Genomic DNA, 14,887 nt, shown 5'->3' with positions numbered 1-14,887 from the left:
TGGTGTCCACGCGCTCGGAAGGGCCGACCTGGTTCATCCGGGACGGCGAGGACGCGCTCCTCTGCGATATCGGCGACGCCGGGGGCATGGCCGCCGCCATCGGGCACCTCCGGACGGAGACGGCCCTCGGCCCGCGGCTGGCGGAGGCGGGACGCGCCCGCCTCGCCGCGGAATTCGCGCGGGGTCCGGTGCTCGACGCCTACGAGGAGCTCTTCGACCGGAAGAAGCGGGCTCAGGCCCGCGCGTAGAGCGAGTTCGACCGCGTCTGCCCGACGCGGGTGTAGCCGTGCCGCGCGAAGGCGGCCGCGCAGCCGTGGTAATCGTCGCCCGAGCGCGGATGCTCGATCACGATGCGCCGCGGCCTCAGGGCATCGTCTTGCGCCTCGTGGAGAAACGGCACCAGCGCCGCGTCCTCGTGTCCCTCGATGTCGATCTTCAGCGCATCGACGCGCCCGACGCCGAGTTCGCGAAGGATCGACGCCAGCGTCCGCATTGGGATCGTGCCGGTCGCGCTCTCCTCCACGCGGACGATGGCCACGTCGTCCTTGCGGATGCGCAGGTCGACCATGCCCTCGCCGCCGCCGACGGCGCAGTTGACCATGTGGACATTTCCGACGCCGGAGGCACGCGCGTTGAGCCTCAGGCGCTCGGCCATCGCGGGATTGGCGTCGATGGCGACCACGGTTCCCGAGGGCCCCACGGCACGCGCCATGGGCAGGGAATAGAGGCCGATGTTCGAGCCGATATCGAGCGCGACCCCGCCCGGACCGAGCGTCCCGAGGAGAAAGTCGATCTCCGCGCCGTTGTAGTCCCGCCGCAGCAGCATCCCGTACTCGATGAGGTTGTTCTTCCCCTCGATCCGGTAGCGGCACCCGCGCCACTCGATGTCGAGCGGCGAGCCCAGCGCCGTGATCAGGTTCGTCGTCCAGTGCCGGAACGTGCCGCGCTGGAGAAAGCTGCGCCGCGCGAGACCGATGAGCGCGGACTGGAGCCCGTTCGGCCGGAACGCGCCCCACGGCCGCTCGTCGACGGCGGCGGTCTCGTCCGGCGAAAGCGCGCGGTCGGTCGGGGTCATGCGCCTGCGCCTTCCCATCGGGAACGTTGCATCAGCCCGCGACCTCGCGGTCCCGCGTCAGCAGCACGGTCTTCCGGTCCCGCGCGCGCTCGGAGAAGCCGCCGGCATTCAACGCCGCCGACAGCGTGTCGATCGCCTCCTGTCCGACGATGTGCGGATGCAGTTCGAGCACGATCGCCCTGATGCCGTGGAGCGGGGCGCCGGCCAGGAGCGCCGTTTCCGCACCCTCGACATCCATCACCAGAACATCCGGGGCGAACTCGGCCAGCACCGCGGACAGACTGTCGCTCTCGACCGTGACGGTGCGGCGCGCCTCGCGCCGCGCGTGGACCGAGGAGGAGAGGACGTTGTCGGCCTGGTGGAAGACGACCGGCGCGCCATCGGTCGTCACCGCCTTCATGCGCAGCCGCGGACGCTCGGCGTTGAGCGCGTAGTTCGCCTCGATCACCGGCGCGAGGTCGGGGTTCGCCTCGTAGGACAGGACGTTGGCGCCCCCGGCGATCCGAGCGGCAAGAAGGCCGACGGCGCCGATACCGGCGCCGATCTCGAGCACCCGGTCCCCCGGGCGCAGGACCGTTTGCAGCAACCGCCGCTCCGCGTCCTCGTAGGTCTGCTTGTAGAGCCCGTTGCGCACCGCCCTCGGCACGCGCCCGTCGGCCGAATGAAGGCGCACGCCGTCCAGCGTCACGAAGGCCGTGTTCCGCAGCCGGTGATAGTTCAGAAGGACGTTTCGGAACGGATTTGCCAAGTCAGGGTCCCCAAGGCGGTCACGCGTGTCTAGAGTCGATGCCATCGGCGGGCAAGGCGCAAGGCGCGCGCAAGCCGCTTGTGGCGGACCGGCCCGCCGCTATAACGGGTCCGAGCGTTTCGGGCCCCGTCCCGGACCTCCCGTGTCGCCGCGCCCGCCGCGGCAGCCCACGCACCCATGCGCCGGGGAACCGGCCCGAGACGCCGCCCAGGCCCGAGAGACGACGAATGGAACCGAACTCCACGATACTGGTCACCGGCGGCACCGGGTCGTTCGGCCATGCCTTCGTCCCGGCGGCGCTGGAGAAGCTGAAGCCGAAGAAGCTCATCGTCCTGTCCCGCGACGAGATGAAGCAATGGGAGATGGCCCGCAAGTTCGAGGGCGACCTGCGCCTGCGGTTCTTCATCGGCGACGTGCGCGACCGGGAACGCCTCTACCGCGCGCTCGACGGCGTTGACTACGTCGTGCATGCCGCCGCCACCAAGATCGTGCCGACCGCCGAATACAATCCCTTCGAGTGCATCAAGACGAACGTCATCGGCGCGATGAACCTGATCGACGCCTGCATCGACAAGGGCGTGAAGCGTGTCGTCGCGCTCTCGACGGACAAGGCGTCGAGCCCGGTGAACCTCTACGGGGCGTCCAAGCTCGCCTCCGACAAGCTCTTCGTCGCCGGGAACTCGTATGCCGGGGAGCATGACACGCGCTTCGCCGTGGTCCGCTACGGCAACGTCATGGGCTCGCGCGGGTCGGTGATCCCGTTCTTCATGTCGATCCGAGACAAGGGCGTCCTGCCGATCACCGACCCGCGGATGACGCGCTTCATGATCTCGCTCGAGCAGGGGGTGGACCTCGTCTTTCACGCCCTTTCGGACATGGTAGGTGGCGAGATCTACGTGAAGAAGATCCCCTCGATGAACATCGTAGACGTGGCCCGTGTCGTCGCCCCGGACGCGCGGCAGGAGATCGTGGGCATCCGTCCGGGCGAGAAGCTCCACGAGCAGATGATCGGCATCGAGGACGCGCCCTACACCTACGAGTACGACGAGCATTTCAAGATCCTTCCGGCGATCCACAACTGGTCGGCGGACCCGTTCCGGATCAAGGACGGCAGGAAGGTGGCCGAGGACTTCACCTACGCCAGCGACACCAACGACGCCTGGATGAGCGATGCGGAACTCCGCGGCTGGATCGAGGACAACGCGGGCAGGATCGGCGCGATCTAGCCGGAGAGGCGGGCGGACGGACATGATCCCATACGGCAGGCAGGACATCCGGCAGGAAGACATCGACGCCGTCGTGGAGGTGCTGCGCTCCGATTTCCTGACGCAGGGCCCCGCGGTGCCGGCCTTCGAGGCGTCGGTCGCGGACGCGGTCGAGGCACCGCACGCTGTCGCGATGAACAGCGCCACCTCGGCCCTTCACGTCGCCTGCGCGGCACTGGGCCTGGGGCCCGGAGACCTGCTGTGGACCTCGCCCGTCACCTTCGTCGCGTCGGCCAACTGCGCGCGCTACTGCGGCGCGGACGTCGGTTTCGTGGATATCGACCCGGCGACCGGCAACCTCTGCCCGGCGCGGCTGGAAACCCGCCTGAAGGACGCGGCGCGAGAGGGGCGCCTTCCGAAGATCATCGTGCCGGTGCATCTGGCCGGCCTCTCCTGCGACATGGCGGCGATCGGAGGGCTGGCTTCCGAATACGGCATCCGCGTCATCGAGGACGCCTCGCACGCGATCGGCGGCCGATGCGGACCGGCACCGGTCGGGGCCTGCCGCCACAGCGACGTGACGGTGCTGTCGTTTCACCCCGTCAAGATCGTGACGACGGCCGAGGGCGGCGTCGCGACCACCCAGGACGCGGACCTCGCGCGGCGGATGGAACGCCTCCGCAGCCACGGGATCACGCGCGATCCTTCCGAAATGACGCACGCGCCGGACGGGCCTTGGTACTACCAGCAGATCGAACTCGGCTGGAATTACCGGATGACCGATATCCAGGCGGCGCTCGGCGCGGCGCAGATGCGGCGGCTGGCGGACTACGTGGCACGCCGGAACGCGCTCGCCGACCTCTACGACAGGCTCCTCGCCGATCTTCCGGTCACCCGCCCCGGCCGGGCCGAGGGCGTCCTCTCCTCCTTTCATCTCTACGTGGTGCGGGTGGACGCCGCACGCCACCGGGAGGTATTCGAGGGACTGCGGGCGAGCGGGATCGGCGTGAACCTGCACTACATCCCGGTGCACCTTCAGCCCTACTACGCCGCGCTCGGATTCCGGCGCGGGGACTTCCCGGAAGCCGAGCGCTACTATGCCGAGGCCATCAGCCTGCCGCTCTTCCCGGGCCTCCGGGAGGAGCAGGTCGAGGAGATCGTGGCGAGCCTGAAGCGGCTTCTCGGGCCGTGAGACACGCGGTGGACGGCAGGGCGGCACGGTCCGGAGAGGCGCAGGGGTCGTGACGAGACCGGAAGGATACGCCCTGCGCTTCGCCGCGACGCCCAGGACCGGCCTCGGCCACGTGCGCCGGATGCTGAGCCTCGCGGCGCATCTGCCGCGCGTGCTCTGCGTGGTCGATCGTGAAACGGCCACGACGCTCCGGGCGCTCGGAACGCCGGAAGCCTCCATACGGGTGATGGACCCGGCGGCCGCGAAGGGCGCCTGGTCGGACGACCCGGACATACCCCGCAGGGCGGTATTCGACCTCCAGTATTCGGGCAACGCCGAGGCGACGGCGACGGAGGTGGCGGTGCTCAAGCGGGCCGGCTTCGCGGTCTCCGTGATCGACAGCATGCCGCCGGACCACTTCGTCGCGTGCCCCGGCGGTGCGCCGGACCTCGTCGTGACACCCTATCTCGGCGCTGACCGGTTGCGGCCGAGCCCGGATGCGGGCGCCTGGCTCCACGGTCCTTCCTACGCGATCCTGCCCGCCGACCTTCTCGAGGCACGGGTGGACGCGCTGTCGCGGAGGGAGCCACGCATCCTGCTCGCCTGCGGCGGCGTGGACAAGGGCGGCCTCAGCGCCCGGGTTCTCGCGCGGCTGCGGGACGTTCCGGCAGCGAAAGATGTCGTGATCGGCCCCATGTTCGCACCCGCGCTGAAGGCGGAGCTCGCGGACATGGCGCGAGGGCGCCCGGGCGTGGCCCTGCACGACGCACCTGCGAGCCTCGTCCCTCTCTACAGGGCGGCCAGCCTCGTCGTCGGGCGGCCGGGCCTTACGCGCTACGAGGCCGCCTGCCTCGGCAGGCACGGGATCTACCTCGCCGACGGTGCGGACTACGGCGAGTATTTCGCGGGCTTCGCCGAGGCCGGGATCGCGGAGATCTACGTCGAGGCACCATCTTCCGGCGGGGCGGACGCCTTCTTCGCGAGGCTGGACACGCTGCGAGACACCGATACCTTCGAACGCCTGGCGCGGCCGAACAGGACGGCGATGGATATCGTCGATGGACGCGGCGCCGAGCGTGTGGCACGCGCTATCGATACGTTCGTGACGGGGGAGTTCGAATGACCCTCAACATCGAAGGCAAGCTGATCGGGCCGGGCGAGAGATGCGCCCTGATCGCTGAGCTGAGCGCCAACCACGACCGGGATCTCGAGCAGGCGCTTCGCCTGGTGGATCTCGCGGGCGAGGCGGGGTGGGACTTCCTGAAGCTCCAGACCTACTCGGCCGAGAGCCTCACGATGGACAGCGATCACCCCTCGATGGCGGTCGATCCGGTCTGGGGGCGAACGAACCTCTACGAACTCTACCGCGACGCGGCCATGCCGATGGAGTTCCACAAGCCGCTGGTCGACAGGGCGCGGGCGCTCGGCATGGTCCCCTTCACCTCGGTCTACGATCCGCGCGACCTGCCCTTCACCGAGGAACTGGGCTTTCCGATCTACAAGATCGCCTCCTTCGAGATGACCTACGACGACCTCCTCAGGGAGATCGCGGGGACCGGGAAGCCGGTCGTGATGTCGACCGGGATGGCGGACCTCGCCGAGGTCGATCACGCGATCGAGGTGCTTTCCCGGAACAAGTCCGGTCCCGTCGTGCTCCTCCACTGCGTCTCGGCCTACCCGGCGCCGCTCGAGGATCTCAATCTCCGCGCCATGGAGTCGCTGGCCCCCAGGTGCGACGGCCTTGTCGGCTTCTCGGACCACACCATCGGCAGCCGTGCCGCACTGGCCGCCGCCGCGATGGGGGCAGTGGCCATCGAGAAGCACATCACGAACGACCCGACGCGCCCCGGGCCCGACCACCGCTTCTCGGCCACGTCCGACGTCTTGCGCGACATCGCGACGGGCGTGGCCGAGATCCATGCCGCGCGCGGCAGCGGCGAGAAGGCGACGACAGGCGCCGAGGCCGGGAACAAGTCCCTCGGACGCAGATCGGCCTTCGCGCTTCGGGACCTTCCGGCGGGACACGTCATCGCGCGAGAGGATTTCCGCTTCGTCCGTCCAGGCGCCGGGATTCCGCCGAACGACCCCACCGCCCCGGTCGGAAGGACGCTCTCCGCGCCGGTCAGGGCCGGACATCCGATCACCTACGAGCACCTCGCGCCGTGACCCGCACGGCCGCCATCATGCAGCCGACCTTCCTTCCCTGGCTGGGATACGTCGCGCTCATGGCCGAAGTCGATGACTTCGTCTTCCTCGACGACGTCCAGTTCTCGAAGCAGAGCTGGCAGAGCCGGAACCGCATCCTCGGCCCGAACGGTCCCGTGCTCGTGTCCCTTCCGGTCGCGCGCAAGCCGGAGAAGCCCCTGATCGCGGAGGTGCGGATCGCCGAGCGCGCCGACATTACGGGCCTGATCAAGCGCGTCGAGGGCTGCCTCGGCCGTGAACCCTTCTGGCCCATGGCGCGGCGCCTTCTGGCCGACGCGCTGGAACGCGCGGAGGCGGGGCTCGCCGAAGTCAACATCGCCTTCATCCGGGGCCTGGCGGACCTCGCGGGCTTCGCGCCGGCGTTCCATCGCAGTTCCGCCCTCGGCATCCCGCCGGAGGACAAGTCGCGGCGCCTTCTGTCCATCTGCCGTGCGCTCGGGGCACGCCGCTACCTGTCGCCGGTCGGCTCGGCGGACTATCTCCGCGAGGGCAACCCTTTTTCCGAGGAGGACGTGCGCCTGCGGTTCCAGACCTTCACGACGCTGCCATATCCGCAGGGCGCGTCCGGTTTCGTTTCGCACATGTCGGCCCTCGATGCCCTCGCCCGGATCGGCCCCGACGCCCTGGCCTCTCTTGTGCGGGAAGGAACGGGCGTCCCGCGCCGGCTCGAAGAGCTGGAGGCGCCCCCCAAATGACACGGCAGGACGTCCTCATCGTCGGCGGCGGCTTCGCGGGGATCTACGCGGCATGGCGGCTTGCCCGCGACGGCTTGCGCGTCACGCTGATCGAAGCTGCCGACCACCTCGGCGGCACGCTCTGGTCGCGGGACTGGAACGGCTACCTCGTCGACCCGGGAACGCACAACTTCGACCTGCGCAGTCCCATCGGGTCGGAGTTCTACACCGATATCCTCGGCGACGAACTCGGCGAAACCGACCGCCACGATTTCGGGAGCACGACCGACCGCGCGGTCACCAGGGGCTTCGAGATGCCCGACTTCTCGCAGGACGATCCGGAGCTTTGCACCGCCGCCCTGCGCGAACTTGCCGAGTTGCTGCGACACCCGTCGGAGACCGCATTGTCCGGCCTCGACGCGTGGCTGCGGGCGACCTATGGCGCCACGCTTGGAGGACGGCTTGCGTCCTTGGCATCCAAGGTCATCGGCGGCACCCCCGACGACCTCGCCGTCGAAGCGCGGGGCGCGCTCGGCATGCTGACGCGCCCGAAGATCGGCAGCGACGCGGAGATGATCGCCCTGAAGGCGAATGACCCATTCTGGGACGCACGCCTGGGCGTGACGCTCGATTGCGGCGATCCGCGCTTCATGGGCCGGTCGGTCAGCAAGCGGTTCGGCTATCCCAAACGCGGCGCCTTGCGGCGGTTCTGCACGGCGGCGGAGGAGAGGCTGCGCGACCTCGGCGTCGAGGTCCTGACCGACATGCGCGTGAGCTCCATCGACGCGGATGCGGTGGGCGTCGAGGTGGGTACGGCGGGCGGGCCGCTTCGCGGAGGACGGCTCTTCTGGACTTTGCCCGACCATTCTCTCCTGTCGCTTCTCGGGCTCGGGATCGATGTCAACGCGGCGTTCAGGCCGGTCGGAAGCGCGTTTTTCGTCTATGAGGTTCCCGCCAGCGCGGTCATGGACATCGACTACCTCCACGACTTCTCGCCCGCGCGCCGCCCCTACAGGTACAACCGCGCCGGCATCTACAGCGGACAGGTGAAGCCGGACGGCTCGACCTTCGTGATGGCCGAGGTTCCCGCTCATCCCGCGAATCTCGGCGGCCTGCTCCAGGACGCTGTCGCGGACGAGGTCTGGCGCGCCGTTCTGGATGTCGGTTTCGTCGCAAAGGACGCCGGGGCGGCGGCCCGGACGTACTGGGGATACCCCGTGGCCTACACGCTTCCGAGGATCGGCTGGCAGGGGCCGTTGGAAGCGGCGGCACGGGCCGTCGCCTCGGTGTCGCCGCGGCTCTCGACGATCGACTTCGGCCATCGCGGGCGTCATGCCTTCATGACATTCTACGAGGACTCCCTGCAGGACGAGTTGAAGAACTGATGCCGCAATCGAAATCGGAACTGATCCACGCCTACCGCGAGCGTCTTCGCGCGCATGGTCCAGGCTCGCAGGCCGTGCAGTACGCCGACCGGGAGAGCCACTTCGCGCGGTTCGAGATCCTGGCCGGAGTAGATCCGGCGATGCGTTCGGTTCTGGACGTGGGCTGCGGGCTCGGGGACTTCTGCCATTTCCTTCGCGCGCGGGGCAGCGCGGCGCGCTACCACGGCGTCGACATCGTGCCGGAATTCGTCGAGCACACCCTCGCGGCCTTCGCGGAGGACGATGCGGCGACGGCGTCCCTCATGGACGCCGAGACCGAGGCGCTACCCGACGGCCACGACTACGCGGTGCTCTCCGGCGTCTTCAACAACGCCATGGAGGACAACTGGGGCTTCATGACGCGCACGCTCGCGCGCATGTGGTCCGCCGCCGGGCTCGGGATCGCCTTCAACGCGATGAGCACCTACGTCGACTATCGCGACCCGGAACTCTTCTACGTCGATCCGATGCAGGTCTTCGAGTTCTGCAAGGTCCACCTCGGCGGGCACCCCGTCCTGCGTCACGACTACGTCGTCCGGCCGGGCGGCTTCCCGTTCGAGTTCGCCGTCTACGTCTACAAGTCGCCGCGCGACGTTTCGGTCTGATCGAGGCCCTGCGCCCGGAACAGGAGTTCCGCGAAGGCGAGGTCCTCCGGCGTGTCGATATCCTGCACGCGGCCGCGTGGCAGGACGAGGGGCCGGACCTTCTGCGCGAAGGGCGGCACGTCGCTCAACCAAGCGTCGGTGCGCGCCCAATAGAACTGCCCGGCGTCGAAGTAGGTTTCCGGAAGGTCCTGGGTGCGGATCGCGTAGACGTCGGGTTCCAGCATCCGCAGGTTGCCGTCGTCATCGCGGACGAGCGCACGCTGCGCGGGGGCCGGGAAGCGCCCGACCGGAATGACGAAATCGCAGTCTCCGAGGAGATCGCGCGCGGCGCGGAGATCCTCGGCGGAAAGGAACGGCGCGGTGGCGTAGATGCAGCAGACGACGTCCGGGCGCGGCCCGGCTTCGCAGAGGACGCCGATCGCGTGGCGCATGACGCCGATCGTCGAGGCCGTGTCGCTCGCGAGGTCCGCCGGTCGCAGGAAGGGAACCTCCGCCCCGGCGGCGCGCGCGACCTCGGCGATCTCGGCGTCGTCCGTCGACACGACGACCCGCGCGAAGACGCCGGAGCCGATCGCCGCACCGATCGACCAGGCGATCATCGGGCGGCCGCAGAACGGGGCCACGTTCTTGCGCGGCACGCGCTTCGACCCGCCACGGGCGGGAATGACACAGATGGCGGAAGGCCCGGTCATGGCGCGCGGCGATAGAGCATGAGTTCGGAATGGAAGCCGTCGCTCGTGCGGTAGCCGAAAACGCTCGTCTCCCGGGCGACGAGGCGGTAGTCCGGCAGCATCCGGTCGTAGTCCTCCGACAGGATCGGCTCGTCCACCCCGACACTGCCGGGGCCGCTGCGCCGTTGCTTGCCCTCGCGCATGTTCCGCAGGAGCACCCACTCGGCCCCGAGGCGGGCAACATGGCCGAGGTAGTTTCGCACCACGTCGGGCTCCATCTCCTGGAACGAAATGAAGTTCACGAACAGGTCGACCCGGCCCTCCAAAGCCTCGATCTGCCAGTTCGGAAGGACGGAGACGGGCGGCAGGTCGGTGACGGCCAGGGTTCTGGCGTCGGCTGCTTCGGTGGACGCAAGCATCCCACCGCCGCAGGCGCGGGCGAGGTAGTGGTCCGCGAACTGGCAGGTGGGCGGAATGTCCACGTCGATGTAGCGGATCGCGCCCTCGGGCCAGCACTTCGTCAGGATCTCGCCCAGCGTTCCGAAACCGCCACCGATCTCGAGCACCGTGCCGATCCGGTCGAGATCGGTGTGTTCCGCGAGGAAGGCGAGGCCCATCAGGTAGTTGAGCGACGAGCGGCTGTAGTCCCGCCCGTCGAAGGTGAACCGTTCGACCGGGTTGCCGGCGTCGCTCTCGCTGAACTGCAGCAACCGCGCCGCCCCCCCGGCCCGCGCCGCGGCGGCGAAGGCACGATAGTCCGACTGCGCGTGGGCCGTCCCCGAGAGCCAGGCCTCGACCATGGCGCGCTGCTTGGGCGCGAAGCCGTGTGCGACCTCCTCGAGGGCGGCGATCTGCGCGGTCGAAAGGCTGTTTCCGGGATAGCCGTAGGTCGGCACGAAGAAGGACAGGGGCGCGCCGCGGTTGCGGAAGTTCTCGATCCCGTCGCGCTCCAGATCCGCGAGCACCCGCTCGACGCCGGCCTCCCAGAATGGGGTCGGAGCGTAGAGCGGGCCGGCCGCGCGGCTTCTGTTCAGCAGGTCGTCATAGGTCGTCATGCGGCGTCGTGTTCCTGTCTCAGTGTCATCAGGCCGGCGAACATCGCATCGACATCCATGAGGGGAAAGGCGCTTTGCCCCGTCTCCTTCGCTGCCGAGCGCGCCGGATCGAATTCCCGTGCGGCGATCTTCTCCGCGCCCTCGAAGTCGAAGACGGCGAGATCGGCGATCTGCACCGCCGGGATGCCGAAGGCGGCCGCCTCGCAGAGAACCGTCGAATTGGAGCTTGCCACAACCGCGGCCCGGGACAGGGCGGTCGCCATGTCGTCCTCGTCGAGGGTCAGGCCCAGATCGCGCAGCGACCGGGCGAGCCCAGCGTCCTTTCTTTCCTTCGGATGCAGCCGCAGGGCGGGCGTGTAGCCCGCACGCCCGCATATGCGCGCGAGTTCGGCGAGGACCGGCATGTGCCTCTCGGCGATGCCGGGCCGCAGCAGCGGTTCCCACGCGAGAAGAACCCGCCGCTCGACGCGGTCGCGCGCCGGCGGCGCCGAGCGGAGCGGAAACCCGTGGCTGACGATGTCGGGCGCGCGATCTGGCAACGCCTCGCGCAGAAGCTCGGCCTGCCGTTCGGTCCAGGCGATCAGGCGGTCGGCGTGGAGCGGCGCGATCGAGACCAGCGTCGAATGTGACACGTAGCCATGCGCCATCACCACGTAGGGGCGGCCGAGTTCGCGCGCGATGCGGCAGAGGAACCGCGAGAAGGGCTTGGCGTCGCCGGTGGCCATGAAGAACCGGATGTCCTGGGCGATGACGAAGGACTTCATGCGGCGGTAGTTGTCGGCGAGCGACGCCTCCAGGTCATCGAGGAGCTTGCGGTCCGCCAGAATGGCCTCCGGCCCCTCGGTCCCACCGCGCGCCATCGCGGCGGAATGCGCGCGGCCGAGTTTGACGAGGCGATGCAGGAACTTGTTGGCGGGGCTTGCGAGAATGGTCCTGTCCGAGAAAACCGAAAGCCCTTTGCCCTTGAAGCGCGCCGAGAGCTCGGCGGCAAGCCCGCTGAACCCCGGCATCTCGATGTAGACTTGGGGACCGTGTGCCGACCGGCGCGCGGCGAGCTTCATGAGCTGTTCCGCCAGCGCGAGGCGGTCAGTTTGACGGCCGAGGTTCTTGCGGGCGATGGCATGGTCCCCGAACTGCGCGTTCCGCAATTCGAGATCGAGCAGCATCATCGTGAAGGGATGCGATTGCTGATACGCGTCGTAACGTGCCTCGAAGTCCGTCTGGAAACTACTGTAACCCGAAAAATCCAAATGCCTGCGCGTCCTTCATGTCCGCAGTTTCGCCGGATGCGCCGACGCTAGCACGAGCCTGCGCACCCGTGCCATGGCCACTGCGCCCACAGCGGCTCTCAGGGCGCCGCCTTCTGGTCGACTCCGGCGAAATGGGCCGACATCATCCAGCGGAACTTGCCGCGTCGGATGGGCTCGAAACCGTGGTAGAAGGGCGCGCTCGTGTCGTAGACGAGGCAGGTGTTCACCAGGTTCAGAGGCTCGAATATCCGGTCCTCCAGTTCGTTGTCGCGGCTGAGGACCAGCCCGCCCGAGCGCGGCCCGCCGGTCCCGTTCACGAAGAAGATGAAGTTCGCGGAGGCGAAACCCGAAACCTCGGCCACGGTGTCCCGGTGCGGCACCACGCAGGTCCCGGGGTAGCTGTAGGTCGCCAGCGTCGAGTTGCAGTGCAGCCCGTGGCTCCAGCCGGTGAAATCCGAGACGCGCTGCGCCATCTCCGCCGAGGCCATCGTGTCGCGGAAGGCCTGTATCTCGGGGTGGAGATGCCCGTTCTCGAGCTTCGCGGGCTTCCCGTCGATCCAGTGGAAGCCGTAGTCGTAGCCCTTCAGGATCGTGCGCGGCGACACGAAGTAGGCCCGTTCGGGCCAGTTCGCGACGAGGGCCGCGTGGTAATCCGGGTGGAAGATGCCATCGATGAAGGCCCAGCCGTGCTCCCGGAAATGCGAGGCGGCGGCCTCGAGCGCGCCGGTGATCTCGCAGGGATGCGCGAGTGTCCGGGCCGGCATCGCGGCATTCAGCTTCTCGCGGCGCCGCGCGCGGCTTCGTTCCACGAATTTGCGCAGCTTGATCCGCGCATGGAGGTCGGCGTAGTTCGGAAGTTTGAGCTTGCGCTTGTAGCGCTCGGAAATGTCGACGGCCATCGCTACCTCGCCTGGAGGGTCCCGGGGATGCGCATGTGCACGAAGCCGGAAAAGTGCTTCTCGATCGTCAGCCCGTGTCGCGCCGCGAATTCGTCAGCGGCGAGCTTGGCGCCGGGCCATTTCGTCTCGTCGTTGCCACGGTCGTACTCGTCGAGCAGGATCATCGCCCCCGGCTGAAGGCGCGGGGCGAAGAAGTCGAAGCAGTCGACGTAGCTCTGGTAGAGATCGACATCGAGGTGCAGAAGCGAGACCGGCCCGCCGTCGTAGCGCTCGAAGGTCGCCGGGAAGAACCCCTCGACGTAGCGCGGGCGGTCGGCGAGCGCCGGGTTCCCGGTGAGTTCCGCGATGAAGGTCCGGACCCAGGAGACATCGAAGGCCTTGTAGATCTCCATACGGTCCGGGCTGAACCAGGCGGCGTCGCGGTCGCTCCCCTTCGGGAACCCCTCGAAACTGTCGAAGGCCCAGAGGGCGCGCGTGTCGCCGTGCCCGTCGAGCATCATCGCGAAGAGGGCGAGGCTGTAGCCCGAGCCGACGCCGCACTCGACGATGCTGCCGCTGAGGCCCCGCGTTTCGTTCATCGCGTCGAGCAGATGCAGCGCCTTCTGGGCCGACCGGTCGAGCGGCTTGGCGCGCCACCGCTCGAGCGGATGGCCCGACTTGCCGCCTTTCAGTCGCCGGAGGTGCTTTCTGAGCGCGTTCATGCGGTCGGGTCCATCCTGTTGCGTTCAATCTACGTCCGGGCGCCGCTCCGGTGAAGCGTCAATCAACGCGCGGTCCAGTGCGCCTCGACCTTCTCGATGTCCTCGAGCGTGTCGATCGAGACATGGGCCCCTTCGATGACGACGGCGCCGGTGTCGGGCCCCATGATCGCGCCGTGCTCCAGCAGGCAGCCGCGCGTGAAGGCGTAGGCGACGCCGTTCCGGTGGTAGACCGGCGCGAGCTGCTGGCGCGCGATGATCGCGGCGCCGCGCGGATCGAAGAAGTCCATCCGCCCGTCCTCGACCGAGAGCTGCTTCAGGGGATGGTACTTCAGGTCCGTCGGCGAGACCGTCCAGACCGCGTCATGGCCGCCCTCGACGAGCTTGCGGATGGTCGCGCGGACGTTGTCGGCCGTCCTGAGCGGCGATGTCGGCTGAAGCATCACGACGATGTCGTAGGTGCAACCGTCGATCCGCTCCATCTCGCGCAGCGCGTGCTCGAGCACCTCCCAGTCGCCCACCCGGTCGCCCGACAGCGCCCCGGGACGCCGGAACGGGGCCGCGAGGCCGTGCGCCTCGGCCTCCGCCGCGATGCGCTCGTGATCGGTCGAGACGACGCGCCGGTCGACCTCGGGCACGCCGGCGGCGACAGCGGCGGCATGGGCGACGAGCGAGCGTCCCGCGACCTGCCGCAGGTTCTTGAGCGGAATGCCCTTCGACCCGCCGCGGGCGGGGACGACGGCGAGAACGCGACGGCCTTCGATCATGACAGGAGAACCTCCCGGACTTCGTCGAGAGTGTGGCGCACGCCGTCCAGCCGGTCGCCGACGGGGATGAACCGCACGCCGCACTCGGACGCGCTGGCGAGGTCGTCCTCGCCGTCGCCGACGACGACGACGCGGTCCGGCGAAACGCCCCGCTCCGCGATAAGGCGGCGCAGCGTTTCGGGTTTGATGGCCGGGCGGCCATGCAGGCCCGTGAAATACCGCTCCCAGCCGCGCGCGGCGACGATGGTCTGCAGCGATCGCAGCGGCGTGGCGGAACTCAGGTGCGACGGGATACCGGCGTCGAGGAGGCCGTCGAGCAGGTCCGTCGCCCCCGCGATCGCGGGGGCCCCGGCCACGCGGCCATCGACGAGGTGCGTGTAGTCCTGGACGATCCGTGCGGCCGCGCCCTCCGGCAATCCGAGGAGATCCGCGAAACGCAC

17 protein-coding genes are annotated in these 14,887 nt (G+C 68.9%); 8 read left to right on the top strand and 9 right to left on the bottom strand.

Translation table 11 applies throughout. The features are described 5' to 3' along the window. The coding region (locus ACTS11_RS03765) for a glycosyltransferase (RefSeq protein WP_442639007.1) at positions 1-248 on the top strand (248 nt) is incomplete at its 5' end. Here ACTS11_RS03765 and ACTS11_RS03760 read toward each other — a convergent pair. Beyond that, on the bottom strand, positions 233-1,075 hold the full coding sequence (locus ACTS11_RS03760) for an FkbM family methyltransferase (protein WP_442639006.1): 843 nt from the start codon (positions 1,073-1,075) through the stop codon (positions 233-235). The two genes, ACTS11_RS03765 and ACTS11_RS03760, sit on opposite strands and share 16 nt — an antisense overlap. 31 nt (positions 1,076-1,106) lie before the next feature. Beyond that, entirely contained in the window at positions 1,107-1,823 is a 717-nt protein-coding gene (locus ACTS11_RS03755; protein WP_442639005.1) for an FkbM family methyltransferase, read from the bottom strand. 227 nt (positions 1,824-2,050) lie between these two features. On the opposite strand from ACTS11_RS03755, the gene pseB reads away from it, so the two are divergent. From pseB to ACTS11_RS03720, 7 genes are read left to right on the top strand one after another with little or no spacing between them, the layout of a single operon-like run. Further along, positions 2,051-3,049 carry a UDP-N-acetylglucosamine 4,6-dehydratase (inverting) gene (pseB, locus tag ACTS11_RS03750; protein ID WP_442639004.1) on the top strand — a complete coding sequence of 333 codons (999 nt, stop codon included), beginning with the start codon at positions 2,051-2,053 and terminating at the stop codon, positions 3,047-3,049. Between the two features lie 22 nt (positions 3,050-3,071). After that, positions 3,072-4,220, top strand: coding sequence for a UDP-4-amino-4,6-dideoxy-N-acetyl-beta-L-altrosamine transaminase (pseC, locus tag ACTS11_RS03745; RefSeq protein ID WP_442639003.1), 1,149 nt, complete (start codon positions 3,072-3,074; stop codon positions 4,218-4,220). A 49-nt stretch (positions 4,221-4,269) separates the two neighbouring features. Next, the gene (locus ACTS11_RS03740; protein ID WP_442639002.1) at positions 4,270-5,322 is read left to right on the top strand and encodes a hypothetical protein; all 1,053 of its coding nucleotides are present in this window, start codon (positions 4,270-4,272) and stop codon (positions 5,320-5,322) included. Next, the gene (locus ACTS11_RS03735; protein WP_442639001.1) at positions 5,319-6,365 is read left to right on the top strand and encodes an N-acetylneuraminate synthase family protein; all 1,047 of its coding nucleotides are present in this window, start codon (positions 5,319-5,321) and stop codon (positions 6,363-6,365) included. Before ACTS11_RS03740 ends, ACTS11_RS03735 begins: the two co-directional genes overlap by 4 nt. After that, on the top strand, positions 6,362-7,099 hold the full coding sequence (locus ACTS11_RS03730) for a WbqC family protein (protein WP_442639000.1): 738 nt from the start codon (positions 6,362-6,364) through the stop codon (positions 7,097-7,099). Before ACTS11_RS03735 ends, ACTS11_RS03730 begins: the two co-directional genes overlap by 4 nt. Beyond that, entirely contained in the window at positions 7,096-8,463 is a 1,368-nt protein-coding gene (locus ACTS11_RS03725; RefSeq protein WP_442638999.1) for an FAD-dependent oxidoreductase, read from the top strand. Before ACTS11_RS03730 ends, ACTS11_RS03725 begins: the two co-directional genes overlap by 4 nt. After that, a complete protein-coding gene (locus ACTS11_RS03720) occupies positions 8,463-9,107 on the top strand; it encodes a class I SAM-dependent methyltransferase (RefSeq protein ID WP_442638998.1) in 645 nt (214 codons plus the stop codon). Before ACTS11_RS03725 ends, ACTS11_RS03720 begins: the two co-directional genes overlap by 1 nt. On the opposite strand, the gene pseF is transcribed toward ACTS11_RS03720, so the two are convergent. The 7 genes from pseF to ACTS11_RS03685 all read right to left on the bottom strand — a co-directional run. Beyond that, positions 9,077-9,799 (bottom strand): pseudaminic acid cytidylyltransferase, encoded by a 723-nt coding sequence (gene pseF, locus ACTS11_RS03715; RefSeq protein ID WP_442638997.1) that lies wholly within the window; start codon positions 9,797-9,799, stop codon positions 9,077-9,079. The two genes, ACTS11_RS03720 and pseF, sit on opposite strands and share 31 nt — an antisense overlap. Further along, positions 9,796-10,833 (bottom strand): putative sugar O-methyltransferase, encoded by a 1,038-nt coding sequence (locus ACTS11_RS03710; protein ID WP_442638996.1) that lies wholly within the window; start codon positions 10,831-10,833, stop codon positions 9,796-9,798. Before ACTS11_RS03710 ends, pseF begins: the two co-directional genes overlap by 4 nt. Continuing rightward, entirely contained in the window at positions 10,830-12,083 is a 1,254-nt protein-coding gene (locus tag ACTS11_RS03705) for a hypothetical protein (protein WP_442638995.1), read from the bottom strand. The genes ACTS11_RS03710 and ACTS11_RS03705 overlap by 4 nt, the downstream gene beginning before the upstream one ends. Before the next feature lie 98 nt (positions 12,084-12,181). Continuing rightward, a complete protein-coding gene (locus ACTS11_RS03700; protein WP_442638994.1) occupies positions 12,182-12,982 on the bottom strand; it encodes a hypothetical protein in 801 nt (266 codons plus the stop codon). Positions 12,983-12,984: 2 nt separating this feature from the next. Continuing rightward, positions 12,985-13,683, bottom strand: coding sequence for a TylF/MycF/NovP-related O-methyltransferase (locus ACTS11_RS03695; protein WP_442638993.1), 699 nt, complete (start codon positions 13,681-13,683; stop codon positions 12,985-12,987). 62 nt (positions 13,684-13,745) lie between these two features. Beyond that, the gene (locus ACTS11_RS03690) at positions 13,746-14,447 is read right to left on the bottom strand and encodes an acylneuraminate cytidylyltransferase family protein (protein WP_442638992.1); all 702 of its coding nucleotides are present in this window, start codon (positions 14,445-14,447) and stop codon (positions 13,746-13,748) included. Beyond that, positions 14,444-14,887: HAD family hydrolase (locus tag ACTS11_RS03685; protein WP_442638991.1), on the bottom strand; the 444-nt coding region annotated here is incomplete at its 5' end. The genes ACTS11_RS03690 and ACTS11_RS03685, both read right to left, overlap by 4 nt.

Source organism: Roseicyclus sp. (genome assembly GCF_052168335.1).
GTDB lineage: Bacteria > Pseudomonadota > Alphaproteobacteria > Rhodobacterales > Rhodobacteraceae > Roseibacterium.
The sequence above is the reverse complement of the archived record's forward strand: the minus strand, read 5'-3'. Positions and strand labels throughout refer to the sequence as shown.

Bases quoted from the DNA above. Each gene is read 5' to 3' on its own strand.
- ACTS11_RS03760 (WP_442639006.1), bottom strand. From the start codon at position 1,075: ATGACCCCGACCGACCGCGCGCTTTCGCCGGACGAGACCGCCGCCGTC.
- pseB (WP_442639004.1), top strand. From the start codon at position 2,051: ATGGAACCGAACTCCACGATACTGGTCACCGGCGGCACCGGGTCGTTC.
- pseC (WP_442639003.1), top strand. From the start codon at position 3,072: ATGATCCCATACGGCAGGCAGGACATCCGGCAGGAAGACATCGACGCC.
- ACTS11_RS03735 (WP_442639001.1), top strand. From the start codon at position 5,319: ATGACCCTCAACATCGAAGGCAAGCTGATCGGGCCGGGCGAGAGATGC.
- ACTS11_RS03725 (WP_442638999.1), top strand. From the start codon at position 7,096: ATGACACGGCAGGACGTCCTCATCGTCGGCGGCGGCTTCGCGGGGATC.
- ACTS11_RS03720 (WP_442638998.1), top strand. From the start codon at position 8,463: ATGCCGCAATCGAAATCGGAACTGATCCACGCCTACCGCGAGCGTCTT.
- pseF (WP_442638997.1), bottom strand. From the start codon at position 9,799: ATGACCGGGCCTTCCGCCATCTGTGTCATTCCCGCCCGTGGCGGGTCG.
- ACTS11_RS03710 (WP_442638996.1), bottom strand. From the start codon at position 10,833: ATGACGACCTATGACGACCTGCTGAACAGAAGCCGCGCGGCCGGCCCG.
- ACTS11_RS03700 (WP_442638994.1), bottom strand. From the start codon at position 12,982: ATGGCCGTCGACATTTCCGAGCGCTACAAGCGCAAGCTCAAACTTCCG.
- ACTS11_RS03695 (WP_442638993.1), bottom strand. From the start codon at position 13,683: ATGAACGCGCTCAGAAAGCACCTCCGGCGACTGAAAGGCGGCAAGTCG.
- ACTS11_RS03690 (WP_442638992.1), bottom strand. From the start codon at position 14,447: ATGATCGAAGGCCGTCGCGTTCTCGCCGTCGTCCCCGCCCGCGGCGGG.